This window comes from Sessilibacter sp. MAH1 (assembly GCF_054658315.1).
Genome location: NZ_BAAGIC010000011.1, coordinates 134,477 through 156,938, shown reverse-complemented (window position 1 = coordinate 156,938; position 22,462 = coordinate 134,477). Strand labels below are relative to the sequence as shown.

Genomic DNA, 22,462 nt, shown 5'->3' with positions numbered 1-22,462 from the left:
TTTTTAAAATGTTCAAGCGATTAGATGTTTTCAACGACACTAAAATACCAGCAAAAATAAAAACTCACTGTTATGAAAATAATTTAAAGGTAAATGAGATTTGACCAGAATAGAATGTATTCAGTAGAGTGTATTGAGGATTCAAACAATAGTTAATTTCCATCTTTGATATATTCCCGCCAGTACTCTTGTTGTAACACCATAAAATAGAGTGATTAAAATATTTTTCCAAGAATAATTTAGGCAGTGCTAATTTGTAACAGAAACTCGAACATCCTCTATGCTAAATACCAAATTTGTCTAAATTTGAACCTTTCTTATCTTGTTTGTTTATAGAAACTTCGAGCTGATTCTTCCATGATTTAATCAAAGAGCAGAAATTGAAAACAGGACTTATATTTTCTAAATAGTTTCAATCACTTATAACTCTTGCAATCGGCAACAGAGTCTATTATCACCAGAAACACTCGATCAACCAGAGTTTCCTGTATAAGCCTCTTCATCGTCTAACGTTACTTATCCGTCGCCATATAAAACCCGCTGCCGTCATTGATATAAATGTGTGAGTCCTATTCTGCAACTGAGAATAGACCTTCTTAAAAACATAACTGTATGAAATACATAGTAAAAAGTCTTTTCAGAACCAAGTTATACGCTAAAAAAGTCATCTCAAACGCGACAAATAAATACAATTCAGGTGAATGAACACCCAGGGTAAAACTGCCAGCGAACAGTAAAAAATTAAACCTTTATAGCAATTATAAATTTAAATTATTTAGAAGTTTTTCCAAAAAATAATACCTACAAATAACCTTTTTTTTATAAGTTGAATAATGAGAATTAATAACATCCAAGAAATTACAAACTTTCTTACTACTTTTTTCAACTTATTATTTGAATGTGAATTATTTTTCATGACTGTATTTTAACATTCGGTTAATTTGATGAAGTAATTTAAATTATTTAAATTTAATGAATTAACGAGAACCTCTACCTTGTATCCAACGGAAGCAAATCACACTTTGTGGAAGGCAATATTAAACACTTTAGTTGATTTAATATTGGGTCGAAACAAATTTCAGTGTCATGGTCCTTTTGCTTGCGTTTTAGTTTTTTGCTTTAGTATTTCCTTTTTACGTGAATTTTCTCAATCACCGACATTTAGTATGGGTAGTGCTAGATCAAGGTGAGACATTACAGATAGGCACGGATGCCTAATTTTTTCTCATACAACGGATTACCCGTCCTGTAAACCTCCTTCAAAAAACTGTATACATTCAACTCTTATTACTCTTTATCTCATTACAAATTATCTTATTGCAGACCGTTTTATTGCTTTCTTGAGTTCAAAACGCTAGATCAACGTTAAAGCGTCCTTAAATTAAATAAATCTCTGATCACCTCTGCATTTAAATAATAAAACTCAGCTCTTAATATCTCTAAATTAATCAAAACGTCCTTCAGACCGTGTTCCAGTGGTCTGAATCCTAAAAATACAAACATTTTGATGAATTGCATTAAATATTTCAGCTTGGGTCTGGAATTAAAGTTTCTTATAACATCCATTAAATTCAACAAGAAACGAGAACAACATGCTGGTTAATGGAACATGGCAGGCGAACTGGGACCCTGTACAAAAAAAAGACGAACAAGGTAGATTTATACGACAAAGCAGCTCGTTTAGAGATCGCATAAGTCCCGAAGAAATTGAAGCAATAAAAGATAAGCCCACTGCGTTACCTCGCCATTTCTCGCTCTATGTTGCCTATATCTGTCCTTGGGCCACCCGTGTTTTGATCGCTCGGTCATTGTTTGAATTGGAAAATGTTATCGATTTGAAAGTAACTCACCCAAGATTGAGTGATGAAGGTTGGTTTTTTGGAGAATATGCAAACGCAACGGCACCTAGCGACGTTGAATTTTCTCATATGCATCAACTGTATACACAAACTGATGCTAACTATACCGGCAGAGCAACAGTTCCTGTACTTTGGGATAACATTACTGGAAAAATTCGCAACAATGAGTCTTCTGATTTACTGAGAATACTCAATGAAGATTTTCGCCCACTTCACAACAGCTCATACAACATTGCGCCTATTGAGCTCTTACCCGAAATAGATGACTTCAACGAAAAAATATACAACACGTTTAATAATGGCGTTTACCGAGCGGGCTTTGCATCCACACAAGAAGCTTACGAAGAAGCATACAACGAGGTTTTTTCTACCTTAGAATGGCTAGAAACGCATTTGCAAGGCAAGGATTACGTGGTTGGTAATCAATTAACGGAAAGCGATATTAGACTGTTTGTAACCTTGGCACGTTTTGATTGTGCCTATTACGGAATATTCAAAACCAACAAAAAAATGATTCGTGATTACGTAAACGTTTCACGTTATTTTGAACAGCTGCTTGAAATAAAGGCCTTCAATGAGAATACCTTTATCGACCACATCAAAGCCGGTTATTACTCAATTAAAGCCTTGAATCCAACCGGTATTATTCCTAAAGGGCCGTATTTACCTTGGTATGGAAAGCTAAAAAATAAAGATGTTTAAGTGCGAAGCTTTAATTCAAGGACTTTAATTCAGAGACATTAATACCAAAATTCAGGCGTTGGAATTCTATTATCAGAACCAAGTATTTAAACCAACGAAAAAATTCAGTTCAATTTGGACTGAATTTTTTCTTGATACTGAAAATATTTTTCTGAATTTCTAGGTGTGTAGTTCAGATTTTTAAAGAGTCCAGACATTTCTGTATAAAAATTCCTGATTACATTTTTATCGTGTAAGTCGGGCAAATGTTGAATAACTGCTTCTAAAAGCGCTAAAAGCTCTATCTGCCGATCTAAGGGCACAGAAACATCAACCGCATCGAATGCATCTTGTTGAAGATACACCTGATCCAATAACATAGATTTTTGATAGACAATAAAGTCTTCCGTCGTTACACCTTCTTCACCGGTCACCTGCATCATTCTTTCTATTTCGTCGCCGCGGTGTAATAAATGCTTTAATGTTGCTACTTTTTGCGACCAGCCTTCACCAAGATTTTTATCAAACCATTTGTTAAGTTGATCAAAATATCGAGACCAAGATTGCAAAGGATCAACCGCAGGATAGAAACGTCGATAAGCACGTTCAGCAGAAAGACCCAAAAAGGTTTTTACCGTACTCAGGGTTGATTGGGTTACCGGTTCTTCAAAATTACCACCCGCCGGTGATACTGTACCAATCATGGTTAAGGTTCCGGTTAACGAAGATTCGTCTTCGCGAACCAATACTCCAGCACGTTCGTAAATTTCTTTAACCGCAGAGTCTAAATAAGCAGGAAACGCTTCTTCGCCAGGAATTTCTTCTAAGCGTCCAGAGGTTTCACGCATTGCCTGCGCCCAGCGCGACGTAGAATCCGCAATTAACAATACGTCATAACCCATTGCCTGATAATACTCACCAAGTGTAATACCGGTATAAATCGAAGCCTCACGAGCCGCGACAGGCATTGACGATGTATTGCAGATAATAATGGTGCGATCCATGAGCGTACCGCCGGTTTTTGGATCAACCAGTGACGGAAACTCGTGAATGGTTTCTACCACCTCACCCGCCCGCTCGCCGCACGCAACCACAATAACAATATCAACATTCGAATAACGAGAAATTAACCCCTGCAACACCGTCTTGCCAGCACCAAAAGGCCCAGGAATACAACCTGTACCACCTTTGGCAATGGGAAAAAATGTATCAATCAAGCGAATCGTGGTTGATAAAGGCTCACAAGGATAACCTCGTTGCGCCCTATTTTTTGCTGTTAAGGTTTTAGCGATAGAGGTTCGAATGGGCCAACGTTGAGACAGCGTAATTAATCGGCGAGTATTATTGTTGGTAACTTGGTTAAATTCGAGATCAGCATCATTTGTTGAAAGTTGTACCAATTCTATTACCGGCTCTGTAACCGTAAAACTGCCTTGCTGAACCCATTCAACTCGCCACACTCCTTGTAAATCAAACGGTGCCATAATACGGTGTTTAAATTTTGATTCGCTGACAAAACCTAAAATATCACCGGCCCTAACGTTGGTAAGCGTTTTTACGTTGGGCGTAAAAAGCCATTTTTTATCGGATTTAAGTGCGTTTATATCAACACCGCGCGGTAAAAAAGTACCGTAAGTAACTGCGATGTCTTCTAACGGATTTTGTAACCCGTCATAAACCATACCCAAAAGCCCTGGGCCTAGATCTACCGAGAGCATTTGATGCGTTTGCATAATGCCGTCGCCAACACCAACGCCAGAGGTACTTTCGTACACCTGTGCATCGGCCCTAATCCCAGAGATTCGTAAAATTTCGGCCTTAAGAAACTCTTGCCGACCAGAGGCAGTTTTACGAGACGGCAAAATATAAATAACTTCGTTTTTAGTTAACGGTAAAAAACCCTGCGAAGTCTCTACACTCTCTAGCGTGATTAAATCATCTTGTACGGCAACCACCCGAGCACTAACTTCAGATTTTGAGTCAACTTGATGATTATTCAATTCTACAGTTACCATTAACTTAAAACTCTGTATAAAACATTATTGTTTAATTTTGCTTAGAAATGCTGATTAATTCTTATATAACTTAATCAGAGCTTCCAATTAATTCTTCCGCCAACTCTTCGGTTACACTTATATTTGCAAGGTGTTTTTGCACATCCGCTTTTGTGTACTCTTGCCAGCTCGATACGATATTCCACTGAAACACATAGATAATGATGGAAAATAAATTAAATTGATGTCGATTTTCGCATCGATAACAAAGATTCCATTTCAACGACAACCTTAATTTCTCGGCTTCTAGAATTTCATCGTTTTCTAATAATGCTTTTATTTTAGCCAACCATGAAAATCGATTACCTAATCCAAAATTCTCTTCTTGCCAGTGCTTTAAAATTGTCTTTTTTAGGTCATTTTGTTGATCAAAAAACCAATGAATCTTCTCTAAATACGATTGTGGTTCGGGAACGGAATAGTATTTTAGCGATTTGGCTAAAAATAAATAATCGATTGTCCATTGCATGATTAAAAAATCGATTAAAGGCTTATTGGTAAGCGTTTTAAAACTTGAAGCCAAGTCCAAATTCAAAGCAGATGTAAAATCTGCGCCAACGGCTTTATGAAAATAAACACGTTCAAGGTGATAGACCAGCCTTTGTTCTTCTATCGGCAATATAGACAAACGTTTTTCTAAGGTTATTCTAGAGGGTATAAGCTGCGGAATTTCGTACGACGACCTAAACCCGGATAAACTCGACTTAACATAAATATAGGCATGATTCGTCATTGTTTATTACCGTTAATGTATGATGCCTTCGAGCACAGCTCTAAATCTTGGGTTTATGTATTCCATTAAAATTGCTTTAATAGATTCATCGGTTAAATCGACTTGAATTTGTTTTTCGACCAATCGAATTTGAATTCCTGAAGTACCCTTAACACCCTGCTTAAAAGTAATTCCCTTAGATAACATGTCTTTTTGAATGGAGAAGATAAAATCGGCCAACTCCCCTTTAGATGCACTTTCAGGGTCTTTAGTAATATCGTCGAGTTTCAGTAGTTGTTCTGGCAGCAGAATTTCATAGCTATCGTGCAATTCAAATTTATTTTCGCCCAATATTTTGTTGCATGCCGCCTGCACAAAAGATTTTATCATATCGGGATGGACCAGCGTTTCTTTAACCATACGTTCCACGTCGGACGAGAACTGAGTTTTTATATGATTTTTAATATCAATGATGAGATCTCGATAAGCAATCGCCATGGCATCATGAGCCGCGGACTGCTCTTTATCAATGCGCTCTTTTGTATTTTTTAAAATGGTTTCGGCGTTCTTTTTAGCGTCCGCAATTATACGCTCTGCTTCTGATCGAGCATTTGTAATGATACGATTAGATTCATCTTGTGCAGCCTTTACGCCTTCAATTTTAAGGCGCTGAATCAACTCATCAACACCGTTCGAGTTTTTTTCTGATTTATCATTCATAGATTCAACTCGCTGGAGAAAGACTACCAATTAACACCAAGGCGAAAATAAATACAAACACACCAAAACCTTCAACAATTGCTACAGGTGTGATTGATAAGCCAAAAACACTGGGCTTTTCTTTAATGGTATTAATCGCAGAAGCAGCGAGACGCCCCTGCCAAGAAGCGGCGTATAACAGCGATATTCCCGACAAAACACCAATAGCAAACAAGCCGGGTGCCTCTTCAGCGATGGCTACATTTTGTAACGAGAACATAAGCACAATGCCGTAAATAACAAATGTTGAAGGTAATACCGATAATCCAATATAGCGCCCATAACCTGAATCCGTATCAAGCAATGCTCCCACCGCCGCCTGTCCAGCGTAAGAACAGCCAAGTACACTGCCGATTGCTCCAAGTGCTACAGGTGCAAATATTCCTACCCAAGCGAGCAGTTCAAAAAATTCACTCATAATCAATCTCTTTCAAATAAAACGGTTTAAAAACATAGCCTTCTCCGGGATCAGACCAGTTGTAGAACTCGATAAAATTCAGACGTAAACCATGTACAACACCAGACATAACACCCAGCACAATATTAACCAAATGCCCGATAATAAAAATGATCGCGCCAAAGATGTATCCTATACCGGCCTCATTAAAAAATTGTGCCGACAAGTTATTAAAGGTAATTGCCAATGAGGCACTGGCCAAACCTAGGGCAAACAAACGCATATAACTCAAGGCGTCACCGAATAATTTGGTTAAATTACTCAGTGCTACAAACCCCGAAATTAATGACTTTTTAATGTCTTTACCACGAAAACTCTTTAATGGTTCGCTGAACACAAAAATCAATGCAAACCCCGCCGCCATCAACCATGAAAGAGAAGTCAAAAATTCTGTCTGATTCATAAACAGCCAATAGCAATAGCCACCGGTTGCCACCAAACACCAGCCCAGTTTTGACAATAGATTCAGCGAAAACTTTTCAGAATTTGTCAGTGAAGAAACAGCACTGGTAATATTTGCGAGAACGATATGAATAACACCGATACCTACGGATATTTTCATCATCCAATTGTAGTTATTCAAATCAATTATTTTTAAATCAATAACGGTAGATATGGCGCTCATTTCATAGCCGAAAAAACTACCAACCATCAGCCCCCAAATCGACGATGCCAAAAATATCGAAAACATTAATGAGTCAAACTGCTTAACGATGGAGTTTTTTCTATAAATGAAACCAATTGCTAAAAACAAAATACTAAGAACAAGCGCATAACCAACATCGGATAAGATAATGGCAAAGAATACCGAGAAAGACAGATATAAATGTATCGATGGGTCCCAACGGTTGTAATTAGGCGTTTGATAAATAGCCGACAGAATGGCACCTGCCGAAAAGAAAGACTGTGGAGCCAGTAGCGTTGGTGGCGTATCATTATCTGGCGGTGACTCAGCAATGAACGCGAATCCAACCTTGTCAGACAACAACTTAAGCTCGGCGAGCTTTTTAACAGGAATCCACGCTTTTAATACAAAAAATCCCGACTCGTCTTGAATACTCGCCAATGCTTTAGCAAACTGATTACGATTTTGAATTTCAGCGACTTTAGACTTTAGGACGAAAACGTATTTTGAAAGAGCGATTCTTTTTAAATTGCACTCTTCTATTTCTAATGTGATTTTTTCTTTTTGATTATTTAATTCAGACAAAGAAAGGCTGCCAAGATCATCTCTATGAGCCTTATCTATATTGGGCGTTTTCTGATCTTCGGAAATAACGACTACATAATAATATTTATGGGTTTTATTAACCATTTGCCATGGGTATTCAAGTTCATTCAACTGACGTTGGTTTTTCACCGGAAATCGATAAAACCATAACGTAAAATATTGATCGAACTTAGACTCTGGCAGGGTAAAATTACCCCACGGCTCTATCAGTTTGATTTGTTGATTAATTACATCCAACTGATCATTTTTATGCTTTAGATCGGCTTTTAACGTAATAATATCATCAAGAATAGTTTCAATCGTTACACTCGACAAGGTTCTCAATTGCGGCAGCGTTGCGACTGTATTGTGTAAAAACTGTATGGCTTCTTGGTATTTTTTTTCTAAATCACCAGTGTTTAACGAAATATTGGTGTTTAACGAAGTATTGGTTTGTGACGGTTCGGAGTCTATTATGTGCAAGCAACCAAAACGCTGTAGCTCTGCGACAACCGTATTTTTGTTTTCGTGACTGGCCGCGACGGTTAATTTTTTAAGTTTTTCAATAGCCATAATCTACTTATGTCTCGACTTAGCTATTTTAGAAGTCACAACCGCCTCTCTGGCTCGATCACCCAAATAGATTTGAATTTTACGAATATTCTCCACTGCCTCTGGAATGAGAATTTTTTCAAACAAATTAACTCGTTGGGTTACTTTTTTTAAAGCAGCCGTTAATATTAAAATATTCTCTTTTAAAACGCGTAACTCTAGTTGCAGGCGCAGAATAGCTTGTAACTGCTGAAGGTATCGAAAATACCAAAAAAACTCAGCATTTATAGGCGTATTTGGCTGAGAATAACGAATAGAATCAATCATCTTTAATTTACTACCTGCTACAACCCAAGGACGATACTCAACGTCTATCACCCGCAAATTCAGGTCATCGGCCATTGAATATACCGATACCATGGGAATATTGTCGTGCAACCAATTCACAGCTTGATCATAGTCACGATTTACATCATCTATTTTTCGTTCAAGCTCTTTAATGGCTAAGCGTAACTGCTGTCGTTTTAAATCTAACGCCGGTACAAATTTTTTGTACGACGCCAAATTATTTTTTTGTTGTGTTAAGGTCGATTTGGATAACAATAATTTTGTCATTTATGGCTATCGCTTAAGTCAGTGTTTAAGAGGTAAAAAATACTTATTCACCAAATCTTGTTTCATAAGCAGTTGGTGCTCGTCAAAACACTCCGCTAAGATGCTCCAACTTTTATCGAGCGCAGATTCAAGGCTCATGGATATGTCTAGCGACATAAAGTTATCTTTAAAGAGTTTGCCAAACTTAAGCAATTGCCAGTCAAAATCGCTCAGTTCGAAGGCCATGGCTTGTTTTTGTTCGGCTTCAAGACTGCCTGAATAAAATCGAATCATGGTATTCATGATTTGGCTGTGATCTTCTCGGGTTTGCTTGCCAATCACTAACTGTTTCAGTCGTGATAATGACCCGAAAGGATCTAACACACCGTTATGCAGATAAAACTGACCCTCCGTTATGTAACCCGTATTGTCGGGCACCGGATGGGTTACGTCATCACCGGGCATGGTAGTGACCGACAAAATAGTAACCGAACCACCTTTGGCGTAATCGCAGGCTTTTTCGTAACGTTTAGCAAGCTGCGAATACAAATCGCCAAGGTAGCCTCGGTTAGAAGGAACACGTTCGCTGGCGATGCCAATTTCTTTTAGTCCGTCTGCGTAGGCGGTCATATCAGTGAGTAAAACCAACACTCGTTTGTTTTCTTCTAACGCAAAATGTTCTGCTACCGCGAGCACTAGGTCTGGCACCAATAAACGCTCAACAATAGGATCGGACGCCTGATTTACAAACATAACCGATTTGGCAAGCATGCCTGCGTTTTCAAAGGCGGTTCGAAAATAATGGAAATCGTCAAACACCAAACCCATTCCGCCAAAGACAATCATATCGGCATCGGCCTGCACACCAATACGCGCTAAAAATTGATTGTAAGGCTCTCCAGATACCGAAAAAATAGGAATTTTTTGGCTTTCTACCAAACAATTAAACACGTCGATCATGGGCACATTGGTGCGAATAATTTTCGAAGCCAAGGTACGGCGCATGGGATTAACGGTAGGACCGTTGATGTTGATTTTATTGTCGAACTCTAACGATGGGCCTTTATCGATAGGCTGACCTTTACCATTAAAAATACGACCTAAAATGTTGTCAGACGCGGTTACTTGCATGGGATGGTTTAGAAAAGACACTCGCGCATTGGTTGCTAGGCCTTTTGTGGATTCGAAAACCTGTAGAGAAACAATATCGTCGCGAATGTCTAAAACCTGTGCTAAACGTGAGCTTGCATTATCTGAAGTTAAAACCGCTAAATCGTGCAAGCGAACGACGGGATTCTCACCCTTTTCGGGTACTGGAATTCTGACACGAACAATGTCGCCAACAATTTCGACAATAGAACTAAATGAACTACCAGAACCCAACATTCATGCCTCACTTTTGAGGAAAATTAAAAAAACTGTATCGCTCGTCTAAATAAAGATCTGCAATCTACTTAACACCAAGCGTTTCATTCGCGATATGCTTACTGCGAGTGCTCTTTTAGACAAGCCAGTAGACTTGATTTTTATAACATTTGTTCAGTTTACAGAAAAGCCTCTTTCGCAGAGTTTTAATGTATCTCAAATTTTTGGTGGAAAGATGCTCATATACGAAGAAACCACGAGTGCGCCTAGAGTTTCAATGACAAATACATGCAAACTTCGATACAGACCTGTTCTTAAAGGGCAGATTCTTAAAATTGTAAAGATATTGGAAATCGCATTTCCGATTCGCTAATCAACTCAACAATGAGCCAACCAGAGACTCACGGGTGTTGTGACAGGTGACTGGATTACTACTAAGGATTTGAATTGTAGAAACACGTACAGAAAAACGTTGTACATATTTAACAAAATATGAACAACCGGCAGATTAAAACATGAAGATGAAAATCGTCTTTTGATGCGTTTATTAACTCTTTCAGGCTTTAAATATAATAACTGCAATATAATATTGCCCATTCTAACACACATCCTTGTGTGGTTGAGACTTTAGATTCAGCACTTTTTATATGCAATTCTGCGGATATCTATTTACTGAGTTAGTGCTCAATTAACCAACAATGATGAATTTTGCTATTGCGCTTAAAGTCTGGATCGATACTCTCTTCTTTAAAATCGGTAACCTTGTAATGTGCAAGCTCTTCTTGGTTTAACTTAAAGCTTCGCAAATTATTCGAGAAAATTAAAATACCGTCTTTAGTCAATAAATCCATACAACGCTTAATCAGTCCAACGTGATCTCGCTGAATATCCAATATCGATTCGGTCTTCTTAGAGTTAGAAAAAGAAGGCGGATCAAGTAAGATTAAGTCGAAACCTTCACGGCAATTTTTTAACCACTCAAAACAGTCGGCTTGTTCAAAGCGATGTTTATTGCTGACTAATTTGTTTAATTGGAAGTTTCTTTTCGCCCAATTAATATAGGTATTCGATAAATCAACGCTTACCGTTTCGCGCGCGCCACCCAACGCAGCCTGCACACTTGCGGTACCGGTGTAGCAGAATAAATTTAAGAATTTTTTATCTTCCGCAATGTTGTAAATTTCTCGTCTTACAGGCCTGTGATCTAAAAATAACCCAGTGTCCAAATAATCCCACAGGTTTACTTCAAACGTAGCTGCACCTTCTTGAACCAAAATAAGCGGATGCTGGGATTTTTGATCGGTTAATTTTTGATACTGCTGAGTGCCTTTATTACGGCGACGCTGTTTTAGGCTGATTTTTGCTTCGTCGGTCTGAAAATCACATTCAACGGCCGAAACTATTTCTTCAAAGCGTGTTTGGGCTTTTTTCTCATCAACACTTTTTGGCGCTTGGTATTCTTGAATATGGTAATAGTCACCATATACATCAATAGCCGCAGAATATTCTGGAATATCGGCATCATAAAGGCGATAACATTTAATATCGTAATTTTTGATCCATTTACTTAATTGCTTTTTATTTTTATTCAGGCGATTAAGAACCATGGTCGCCCCCTCACTCAATTGGCGGCGGCGGGCCAAGTGCGGATCACGAATGGTATTAACAAAAAACTCTTCTTTAATATCAAACAGCAATAGCTCGGTAGCAAGACTACCGTTATTGAGTTTGTATTTTTTATGGGCCTTTAAACCCATGTTTTTTGCCGCTTCTAGGTTGCCGGTAAAAACACCCGCCTGCCAACCTTTAAAGTCGGCACGCATGGCTGTACCCAGTTCGCGGTATAAACCGCCCAACTCTGCAATTTCACCCAATCGCTCGCCATATGGCGGGTTGGTTAAAATCAAGCCGTGATCAATGTGTGTGTGCGTAGGCTTTTTAAAAGCAGACACAGGTTTTGTTATTACACGAACCTTGTCACCCAGCCCCGCTTTATGAATGTTGTGTTCTGCCGATTCTAATACGTGTTTATTGATGTCATACCCGCGAATTTCTGGAATTTTCTCCAGATCTATTGCCGCCCAAGCTTCTTCACGCAGGTCAAGCCATGCTGCTTTGTCGTAATTTAACCAACGTTCAAAGGCAAATCCCGCGCGACTAATGCCTGGCGCCATATTGGCCGCCATCATTGCACCTTCAATTAAGATGGTGCCCGAGCCACACATAGGATCAAGTAACGCAGCACCTTGTTGTGCCAACTCAGGCCAATTTGCTCGGTACAATAACGCTGCTGCTAGGTTTTCTTTGAGCGGTGCGGCACCTTGTTTTTGACGATAACCTCGCTTGTGTAAGCTTTCACCACACATATCCATATACAAGGTAAGCACACCCTTGTTTAGGCGAGCAATAATTTGCAAATCTGGATTATTTTTTTCAACAGATGGACGCTCAGAAAACAGGTTTCTGAAGCGATCAACAATACCATCTTTAACTTTTAAAGCACCGTATTGGCTGTTGCGAATTAGCTCGTTGGTGCCTTGAAAATCAACCCAAATGGTACCTGTCGGAGACAAATACTGCTCCCAAGCCACATCACGAGCCAAGGTGTAGATGTCGTCATCGGCTTTGATTTTGCCATTGCCAACCGGCTGCAACACCTTATTAGCAATTCTCGACCACAAGCAAACCTTGTAGGCGGTTTTTAGGTCAGCGTCGAACCACACTCCGCCCACGGTCTCGCGCTTAAACTCGGCGCCAATAGCTTTGATTTCTTGGATTAGGAGCTGCTCAAGCCCTTTGGGACAGGTTGCGTAATATTCGATCATCTGATTACTTATAGCGTAGAAAAAGTGGGCGATTCTACCTAAATCATGTACCAATTACGAACAGAAAGAAACACATTAAACACTCAACTCATAAAACCTCACATTGGGATTCGATAAAAGGTTCGGAATTGAGATTTACACATGAGGTAAAGACATGGCGCTCGGTTAAAACTGCAACCCCAGTTAGCTGTAGTGGTTACAGCTAAATAGAAATGTTCTCACTGGAATACATTTAGGAATCTTCGATTAACGCCTTCATATTTTTTATTAGGGTAAACAAATCAGAAATATGAACTTTAATTTCTTCAGACTATAAATCACTTACCGTTCTTAAAAATGGCGACCAATCCTTGTATTGCTGAAAACGTTAGATTGATCAGAGCTTCTTTTACATAAACGTCGATAACAAGATAAAAGCCCATAAACATCTGACAAATAATGACCTGAAAAACAAAAAAAGCCCAGCATTATGCTGGGCTTTTTTATAAGCTTTTAACTATTAATTAGAAGCAACTTTCTTTGCGTAATTTAAGTGTACTATCATTCATAAATACTGCGCGATGATCAGATACTGAAATTACTTTTTGCACGCCAATATCAGAAAGAATTAGGTTGTGCTCATCAACAGACCATGTACCAGATTTTTTGGTAAGGGTATCCATCCAATCGTAGGTACCGTCTTCGTTAAAAGTTAGGTTCACCTGCTGAGACTCTAGTTTACCGGCGCTTTCTTTTTCGTATAAGCACCAAGTTCCTACTAATTCGTCTGACTCAAAAGCAGATGCAGCCATAGAACCACATGCTAATAATCCGGCCAAAGCAAGTTTAGTTACATTTTTCATGAGGCGTTCTCCTTAAATACTATAAATTTTAAACTGGTAGAATTCTTTGGAAGTTGTAGGGTTGTACTCAAGCCTTGCTTTAAGGTAATACCAAAATAATTTGTTATAGTATTACAAGAAAAATAAGCTAAATATCATCAGACAAAAATTCCGAAACTCAAACTTCAACACCTAAATTAATTACTAGTATTAAGCATTTTACGTAGAATAAGTTTTGGCATTTACCTAAAAGCACTTCCGTCTTGCTATGGATGTACTATACCCCTGTGGAAGATTCAAAAATTGATTTAAAACAGATTTTATCTCTGTTTATAAATTTGTATTTATGAATACAAATTTAAAGAACGCTCGTTTTACGAAGTTATATTTTTTGATGAAGAAAACAAACATCTGGAATTTGGTAATTTTGGCGATAAAGCTAGGTGGCAATTTCGTAAAGTTCTTTAGAGCAGGCTCTTTATAAACGACCTTTTATAGAGAGCTCTTTATAAAGAAGAAACTTTAGGTTAAACAGTATTCTCACCACCAAAATCACTATCAATATAGTCACGATTACTAAATAAGCAAGAGAATCAAATCGTCGGTGGTGAGCTGGTTTTATTACAAATACTAATAGAAAACTCCAGTTAACAAGAGTTTGCAACAACTCAGGAAGTAGTTGTTAATTTCAAGAACAGTAAGTGATTGAAATTGAATAGAAATCGGTAATCACAGTGTCATATTTTCTCACTGATTCAATCGCGATCGAGTTAATTGAGCGGTTGCAATAGTTATTGATGCATTTATTTTAAAATATTAAAAACAATAAGGTTATTTGAACAACTTGTTTCTAAATTAATCACCCATGTATTAAACGCGTTTATTTTGCGAAAATAATACACCTACGTTAAACAAGTGATTTAAATTTTTATGGCCTATAGTCATATAACTGCAATCCTTTAGAAACATAAATTCATTCCCAATTGGTCAAATATTTGTTGTACTGGCAATCCGGCTTTCGAAAAGTTTATTTATTACCCTAGGTTAAAGTACCAAAATAAAACATAGCTGATTCGAAACTATTCTCTCATTCGGTTGTATTTTATTAAGCGTAATAAAATAAACGCGTCGGTAGTTACCATAACCAACCATGAGGTATACCAATATATGAAACGTCAGAAGCGCAACCCATCTGAACGAGCATTCATAAAAGGCTACATGGCAGGCTTTGAAGGAAAATCCAGAAGCTTGTGTCCGCATGAAACTCAAAAAACGCGGCACGACTGGTTAAATGGTTGGCGTGAAGGACGAAACGATCAATGGGATGGTTTTAATCGTCAGGCGTCAATGGAAAAAATTAACAACCTCTAAATTAAATACAACCAATTTATCTATTACTCATCGCATACAGCCTTTAAATTTGGCCGATCTGAGGTTTTAGAGCTTACCGATTTATTATAAACCTTGGATTTAAATGAACACTCTCACATTTTAAGGAGGTTCTTGTTATTCAATGGTGATACATATTTAAACCCAGCAGGTCTCGATAGAGACCCATGGAGCAGGTATTCCCTGCTCCAATTCTAGCCAAATGTACTTACAAGAAGTTTGGCGTTCAACCTACCTGCTGTTCAACACATTCAAAACATCTATCGATCAATCAATACATCTACCGTTCAACACATCTGAACATCTGAAAAGTCCCAAAAATTGATACTCAGATTGGAAATTGATAAATCCCTCTCACACTTATTGCTGTTGGCTCTATAGCTGTAAGCTCTTGGCAAAAAAAATCTTTTACAATTTCTAAATGTCTAGTAAGTAGTTGTTATTGACTAAAACCCTAGGTTAATTAGAGTTTTTGTTACAGAATTTGGCTGTGTTTATCTAGGCAGTCGATTTGTAAACTCCACTAACTCTTTTATAAGTTTTGGCCCTTGATAAATAAACGCAGAATAAATTTGTATTAGACTCGCACCAACTTCGAATTTTTCTTCGGCACTGTCTATATCGTGAATGCCGCCAACACCAATGACCGGTATGCTGTCATCAAGGTAGAATTTTAGTATTTTTAAGGTATCGGTAGATTTATCAAAAACCGGAATACCCGATAGACCGCCCGCTTCTTGGCCGTGGGCATCATCATCAACCGTAGATTTATCGATCGTAGTATTCGTAGCAATAACACCATCAATAGCTTGTTCATTAAAAGTTTCAGCAATGTCTTGAATTTCTTCCGGCGTCATATCGGGTGCAATTTTCACCAATATTGGTTTATAAATATTGTGAATTTCGGCAAGCTCTTTTTGCTTGAGTTTAATACCTGACAATAAGGTTTTTAATGCTTCACCAAATTGCAGATTACGCAGCCCCGGAGTATTTGGTGACGAAATATTTACCGTAATGTAATCGGCATAGGGATAAACGCGCTCCAAACAATAAATGTAATCATCCAAGGCGTTTTCTTCAGGGGTAATTTTATTTTTGCCAATATTGACCCCCAAAACTCCGCTATAACGGCGGTTTTTAATGCGTTCAACTAGATAATCAACACCCTTATTATTAAAACCCATTCGATTGATAATGGCTTCGTGGGTAGGTAGACGAAATAACCGAGGCTTATCATTACCTGCTTGAGGTTTTGGTGTAACGGTTCCAACTTCAATAAAACCAAATCCTAAATCACCTAATGCATTGTAATAATCTGCGTTCTTATCAAGACCGGCGGCCAAGCCAACGGCATTGGGGAACTCAATTCCGAACACCTCTACCGGTTGAGTATTTTCAGGTTTTGAAAGAAGCCCGGTAAGCCTTAAACGCTCTGCTGCGCCTAAAAAATCCAGTGATAATTCGTGAGCGTTTTCTGCATCAAGTTTAAACAACAGTTTTCTTACAAGTGAGTACATTGGTTTAGCCAAATTTTTGGGGGTTTTAAGTAAACATCTAAAAGCCTAATACAGCCGCCAGTATAAACTAATTTGGGTAATTTCCTGTGTTTTTGACAGTACGTGAAATGCGCACGTACAGATTAGCGACGAAAAATATTGACTAAGATATCAATTAAGATAGTTTTTGAACGTGTTTCATACGATTATTTTGATCAAAATAAAGTCTAAATTGACCATGAATGCCGGAATGAGTTAACCAGGGTTTTAGAAAAGCAGCGGGAAATTGTACTTTGCGACCATCAGTAGCCGTCGCGATAACAGGCGCCTGCCCACCGGAGGTGTACAGCTTTTGCAACTCTACGGGTGAGATATTGAGATTAAGATCGAGATACGCATCCATCATAGTTAGAGTTAAGCCCTCCAAACCTCAGTTGTCTAGGAGTCAATCCCTAGATACCGAGGCCTAAAGAGCTTAAACAATATCTAGGAACCTCTGATTAACTCATCCGCGGCTCAATCAGAGGGCAGAAATTGAACATGCGATTTCAAATTTCTTGACAATTTCAATGACTTACGGCTCTTGGAAATTGGCGATACATCCTTGTGTCGCAAGAAACTCTAGGTTAATCAGAGTTTCCTCTTGTTGATTATTACTGGTTATTAGCAACCAAAGCCAAAGAGCCGGTACACATTGGCGCGTCGTCGCCCAAACTTTGGCAAAAACTTGAAGCCTGAGCCAAGTCATACAACTCGCGCATAGCCACAGAGAACATAGCAAAGTCTGAAATATTGCTGCTTTGTAACTCTAACATCATAGAAACCCAGCGATCGTGCATTTCTTTGTGTTGTTTTGCCCAAAGGTTGTATGTTTCTTCGAGAGACATGTCATCCGGTCTGAGACGTACAAACGATTCTGTTAGTGAACGAACTTGTACTTCCATATCATCCAAGAAGGACTCTCTCGCCATTGCTTGCCAATAGTTTTCAACGGATACATCGGAAATTTGCTTAGAGAACCAGTTCAAACCGAGTCGATCGCTCAAATAAAAGAAGACATGTGCGACCTGTTGTAAATCAGCGTTGCAGTGTTTTGCCGCTTCAACGACACCTAACCCAGAATAAAGATTTGCAGGCAACGCCGATGCTTTCGCATACTGATCAGACAGCCCCAAGCTTGTTAAACGATCGTAAACTTCTTTCCATCGGTCTAATTCATCGCCCTCTAAAACATTCGGCATAATATCGCCAAGTTTTACCAAAGACCCAGAAAAGTGTTCGATCTCCTCGCTTGGATTTAAACGTGACCGACGATTACGCAAGAACCAACGTGTACCGCGTCTTACTCGGCGCACAAGATTATCTAACTCACCCAATTGAACAGCGGCATTTTGTTTGAAGTCTAGGTTTTCTATTTCTTTGCGTAGCTTCGGCATACTGAAAGCATCACGAGCGGTGATATACGCGCGCGCGATGGTCGTCGCTGGAGCTCCGGTTGATTCTAATAATCGATGGAAAAAGGTAATACCACCATTATTCACCAGATCATTTGCCAACTGAGTTGCAACAATTTCTTTACGTAAAACATGAGCGTAAATTTCGTTAGCAAATTTCTCTCTTAACTGCACCGGGAAAGCGGTTTCAATAATTTTTACGATGTACGGGTCGTTAGCAATTTCATCGTTGGCGAATAACTCTTTCAGAATGACTTTAACGTACGAAATCAGCACTGAAAGTTCGGGACGGGTTAAGCTTTTATTGTGTGTATGTCGCTCTAAAAGGGCTTCTTCATCGGGAAGGAATTCGAGTTTACGATTTAAACGCCCTTCCACTTCGAGTTGACTGATCAAACGTCGATATTCGGCAAATCGCTCCTCTGCGGTAAAATGAGCCAAACTAATGGCCTGCGTCTGTTGGTAATTATTCTCCAAAACTAATTGCGCGACCGAATCGGTCATATCAACCAGAAGCTTGTTGCGCTGCTTTGCGGTCATATCACCCTGAGCAACCAGTTTATCAATTAAAATTTTGATATTAACTTCGTGATCCGAGCAATCAACACCAGCTGCGTTATCGATAAAATCGGTATTACAAGCACCGCCGTTTAAACAAAATTCAACTCGGCCCAACTGTGTCATACCGAGATTGCCACCTTCACCAAATACCTTACAACGAAGATCTCGACCGTCAATGCGTAAGGTGTCATTGGCTTTGTCACCAACGTCTGCATTATTTTCTTCAGAGGATTTAATGTAGGTTCCTATACCGCCATTCCACACCAAATCAACGGGCGATTTTAAAAGCCGGTTAATTAAATCATTGGGCGATAATTTATCTTCGACAATACTAAAGCGCTCTTTCATTTGTGGCGTAATGGTAATGCTTTTTGCCGAACGCGAGAAAATGCCACCACCTTGGGAAATTAATTTAACGTTGTAATCCGACCAACCCAACTGTGGATTTTCAAATAAACGTTGTCGTTCATCAAAACTGGTTGCTGCATCTGGATTTGGATCAATAAAAATTGCTAAATGATTAAAGGCCGCGACCAAACGAATGTGTTTTGACAGCAACATACCGTTGCCAAACACATCACCACTCATATCGCCAATGCCAACAACGGTAAAGTCTTCCTCTTGAATATTAATGCCTTTTTCTTTGAAATGACGTCGCACCGAAACCCAGGCACCTTTGGCGGTGATACCCATGCCTTTGTGGTCGTAACCTTGACTGCCGCCAGAAGCGAATGCATCACCCAACCAATGGTTGTATTCCAGAGAAATTTCATTGGCGATGTCGGAAAATGTCGCCGTTCCTTTATCGGCGGCAACCACCAAATAAGGATCATCGCCATCGTGACGAACGACTTGCTCGGGCGCAATTGTCTCACCACCAACAAGATTATCGGTAATATCTAACAACCCTTTGATAAAGGTTTTATAGCAGCGTACGGCTTCGGCTTGCATTGCCTGGCGAGTTGCTTCTTTGGGCGGTTGTTTAACCACAAAACCACCCTTCGCACCATTTGGAACAATCACCGCATTTTTTACTTGCTGGGCTTTTACTAAGCCTAATACTTCGGTTCGATAATCTTGCAATCGGTCTGACCAGCGCAAGCCACCACGGGCAACTGGGCCGCCGCGAAGATGCACACCTTCAATTTGCGGCGAATACACAAAAATCTCGTACATGGGGCGAGGTTCAGGAATTTCTGCAATTTGGCGAGGCGCAAGTTTGAAAGAAATATAATCTTTAAAATTACCGTTTTTATCTTTTTGATAATAATTGGTGCGCAAGGTACCGCTCATTAGCTCTAAGTAACGGCGAATGATTCGATCGTCATTGAGATTATCAACACATTCTAACGCATCAATAATTTTGCTTTTTAACCGCTCTGTACGCGAACCATCGTGTTTATTCGATTGATTCATTCGCGGATCAAACTTACTCTTGAATAAAGCAATTAAATTACGAGTAATATCAACGTGGGTAGCCAATATATTCGCGATGTAACTGTGACCAAAATTGTTGGCTACTGTTTGTTTCATGTAACGTGAGTACGCACGCAGAATCGCAACTTCACGCCAATTAAGGCGAGCCCCTAAAACGAGTCGATTAAAGGCGTCACTTTCTACCTTACCCAACCAAATGGCTTCAAAAGCTTCCTGGAAAATTCGCTTGGTAGCGCTTACGTCGATATTATTTTTGCCGTCAAAAACCAGCTGAAAATCGTGCAACCAAATCATTTTCGAACCATCAGGCTCAATATCATAGGGAAACTCCCCTAAAACACGAAGGCCAAGATTTTCTAAAACCGGAACAACAGTTGAAAGCTCTAGTGCTTTACCGGCGTGAAACACTTTAAAACGAATTTCGTTAGGTTTAGCGTTGATGGATTGATAAAAACTCATCGCAACTGGAGTTTGCTCGTTCAATAAAGCAATGGTTTCAATATCGGCAACGGCAGAACGTGCATCATAGGATTCGCGATAAGCATCCGAAAATGCATTTTCGTAGACACGATACTCTCGTGTGCCACGCTCTTCACCCAAGGATTCTAATAAAGCGTTGAATAAATTTTCGTCCCAACCGCGGGTAATATCGATAATTTTGAGTTCAAGTTGACGAGCATCGTATTCAACTTTTGTGTTGGGTTTAATTCGGAAAACTAAATGAGCACGGGCGAGTATCGACTCAGAAAAATAGGTATTGAATTCGCATTCTTCTGCTTCAATTTCAGAGGCAATTAATTCTTGAATTTTTAATCGAACTTGCGTACTAAAAATATCGCGCGGTACATAAACTAAACAGTTAACGAATTTTCCATAAGGATCGGTACGCATAAACAAACGCACCTGAGCACGTTCATTAATTTGTGCCACGCCGGTACTGACCTTTAACAAATCTTCGCTAGAAATTTGAAACATTTCATCGCGGGGAAAGGTTTCTAAAATTCTGATGAGTGATTTGCCTTCGTATGAAACCGGGTCTGTTTCGGTCTTTACTAAAACATCGTTAAATTTGGTGCGAATTAACGGAATGGCTGCAACCTTATCGTCATAAACAGTACTGGTATATAAACCAATAAACCGGCGTTCGCCACACACCATTCCCGTAGCATCGTATTTTTTTACAACGACGTAATCTGAATACACGCCACGATGTACTTTTGAACGAGAACTGGATTTTGTAAAAGCAATACATTCAGAAGATTTATAGAACGCATCCATCCCTTGATTAAATTGATCCAGCGGCAAAGGATCAACTTTAGTATTAGATGTTACAAATATCCCTTTGCGACTTTTAGTAACTTCTTGCAAACGAAGAGAACTGGAAGAGTCATCGTTTTTTGAAGTATTGACGATATCGAATTCACTGTAGCCTAAAAAGGTGAAGTGTCCGTCGGCCATCCAAGATAAGAATGCTTGGGATTCTTCCACCAAATTCTTATCGGCGGCACTATTTTTTAGCGCAAAATCTAAATTTTTACGGGCAATTTCAACTTCATCACACATCGGATGATAATCATTTACAACCGCCGTCAAATCACGAATGGTGTTTACAATTGACTCTTTTAAGGCAATTAACTGACTTTGATCGGTATGTAAATTTATTTCGAAATACACTAAAGCAATTTTATCGACGACATTATTTTTTGTACTCGTATCGATTTTTTCATTACGATCGAGAACTTCCAGTAATTCGCCATTCGAATTTCTTACAGTTTGTAATACGTGGCTCTTAAGAAAATGAACTTGTATATTACGTCTATTTAGCTCTAATCGAATTGATTCGGTTAAAAATGGCATATCCTTAATACAAACTTGAATGACCGTATGCCCACACAACCAGCTGTATTCTTCAAGATTTGGGTTATACACAAAGACTTCTTTTTTGCTTTGTTTATACTCTTGAATAATTTTCCACCATCCCATTAAAAAACCGTAAATATCGGTGTAGGGTCGGCCTTGAAATTCATTAAGAGGGAACCGATTAAAATAACGCTTAGAAAAATTGATAAGTGCCACATTGTTGGTGGCAGGGGATTTTTCATTGATGACTTCTTCCAAACGTTGTAAAAACTGCTCCACGGAAGTTGTCATAACGGTATTAATTTCCACAATTTTCTCTCCGGAAAACTTTTTTGATGGGTCAAATGGGGTTTAATATTGTCTGACCGTTTATAAA

General features: G+C 38.9%; 14 protein-coding genes. 2 read left to right on the top strand and 12 right to left on the bottom strand.

The genetic code is table 11. The annotated features are described in order from the left end of the window. Window positions 1-1,592 precede the first annotated feature (1,592 nt). Window positions 1,593-2,561 (top strand): glutathione S-transferase family protein, encoded by a 969-nt coding sequence (locus ACYQ28_RS12400; protein WP_460050682.1) that lies wholly within the window; start codon window positions 1,593-1,595, stop codon window positions 2,559-2,561. A gap of 104 nt (window positions 2,562-2,665) precedes the next feature. On the opposite strand, the gene ACYQ28_RS12395 is transcribed toward ACYQ28_RS12400, so the two are convergent. From ACYQ28_RS12395 to ACYQ28_RS12355, 9 genes are all read right to left on the bottom strand, one after another. Further along, window positions 2,666-4,555, bottom strand: coding sequence for a V-type ATP synthase subunit A (locus tag ACYQ28_RS12395; protein WP_460050680.1), 1,890 nt, complete (start codon window positions 4,553-4,555; stop codon window positions 2,666-2,668). A 70-nt stretch (window positions 4,556-4,625) separates the two neighbouring features. Next, window positions 4,626-5,327, bottom strand: coding sequence for a hypothetical protein (locus ACYQ28_RS12390; protein WP_460050678.1), 702 nt, complete (start codon window positions 5,325-5,327; stop codon window positions 4,626-4,628). A 12-nt stretch (window positions 5,328-5,339) separates the two neighbouring features. Continuing rightward, window positions 5,340-6,026: a hypothetical protein gene (locus tag ACYQ28_RS12385; protein ID WP_460050676.1), complete on the bottom strand. Its 687-nt coding sequence runs from the start codon at window positions 6,024-6,026 to the stop codon at window positions 5,340-5,342. A gap of 4 nt (window positions 6,027-6,030) precedes the next feature. Further along, entirely contained in the window at window positions 6,031-6,483 is a 453-nt protein-coding gene (locus ACYQ28_RS12380) for an ATP synthase subunit C (protein WP_460050674.1), read from the bottom strand. Beyond that, window positions 6,476-8,305, bottom strand: coding sequence for a V-type ATP synthase subunit I (locus tag ACYQ28_RS12375; protein WP_460050672.1), 1,830 nt, complete (start codon window positions 8,303-8,305; stop codon window positions 6,476-6,478). Before ACYQ28_RS12375 ends, ACYQ28_RS12380 begins: the two co-directional genes overlap by 8 nt. 3 nt (window positions 8,306-8,308) lie before the next feature. Then, window positions 8,309-8,899, bottom strand: coding sequence for a V-type ATP synthase subunit D (locus ACYQ28_RS12370; protein WP_460050670.1), 591 nt, complete (start codon window positions 8,897-8,899; stop codon window positions 8,309-8,311). A gap of 18 nt (window positions 8,900-8,917) precedes the next feature. Then, window positions 8,918-10,264 (bottom strand): V-type ATP synthase subunit B, encoded by a 1,347-nt coding sequence (locus tag ACYQ28_RS12365; protein WP_460050668.1) that lies wholly within the window; start codon window positions 10,262-10,264, stop codon window positions 8,918-8,920. A gap of 656 nt (window positions 10,265-10,920) precedes the next feature. Further along, complete coding sequence (rlmKL, locus tag ACYQ28_RS12360) at window positions 10,921-13,068, bottom strand: bifunctional 23S rRNA (guanine(2069)-N(7))-methyltransferase RlmK/23S rRNA (guanine(2445)-N(2))-methyltransferase RlmL (RefSeq protein ID WP_460050666.1); 2,148 nt, start codon at window positions 13,066-13,068, stop codon at window positions 10,921-10,923. A 503-nt stretch (window positions 13,069-13,571) separates the two neighbouring features. Next, window positions 13,572-13,910: a lipocalin-like domain-containing protein gene (locus ACYQ28_RS12355; RefSeq protein ID WP_460050664.1), complete on the bottom strand. Its 339-nt coding sequence runs from the start codon at window positions 13,908-13,910 to the stop codon at window positions 13,572-13,574. A 1,146-nt stretch (window positions 13,911-15,056) separates the two neighbouring features. Here ACYQ28_RS12355 and rmf point away from each other — a divergent pair. Then, a complete protein-coding gene (gene rmf, locus ACYQ28_RS12350; RefSeq protein WP_460050662.1) occupies window positions 15,057-15,260 on the top strand; it encodes a ribosome modulation factor in 204 nt (67 codons plus the stop codon). A gap of 512 nt (window positions 15,261-15,772) precedes the next feature. Here rmf and ACYQ28_RS12345 read toward each other — a convergent pair. The 3 genes from ACYQ28_RS12345 to ACYQ28_RS12335 all read right to left on the bottom strand — a co-directional run bounded on the left by ACYQ28_RS12345 (window position 15,773) and on the right by ACYQ28_RS12335 (window position 22,395). Beyond that, a complete protein-coding gene (locus tag ACYQ28_RS12345) occupies window positions 15,773-16,795 on the bottom strand; it encodes a quinone-dependent dihydroorotate dehydrogenase (protein ID WP_460050660.1) in 1,023 nt (340 codons plus the stop codon). Window positions 16,796-16,949: 154 nt separating this feature from the next. Continuing rightward, window positions 16,950-17,180 carry a DUF2835 family protein gene (locus ACYQ28_RS12340; RefSeq protein ID WP_460050658.1) on the bottom strand — a complete coding sequence of 77 codons (231 nt, stop codon included), beginning with the start codon at window positions 17,178-17,180 and terminating at the stop codon, window positions 16,950-16,952. 247 nt (window positions 17,181-17,427) lie between these two features. Further along, window positions 17,428-22,395, bottom strand: coding sequence for an NAD-glutamate dehydrogenase (locus ACYQ28_RS12335; RefSeq protein WP_460050656.1), 4,968 nt, complete (start codon window positions 22,393-22,395; stop codon window positions 17,428-17,430). Window positions 22,396-22,462 lie beyond the last annotated feature (67 nt).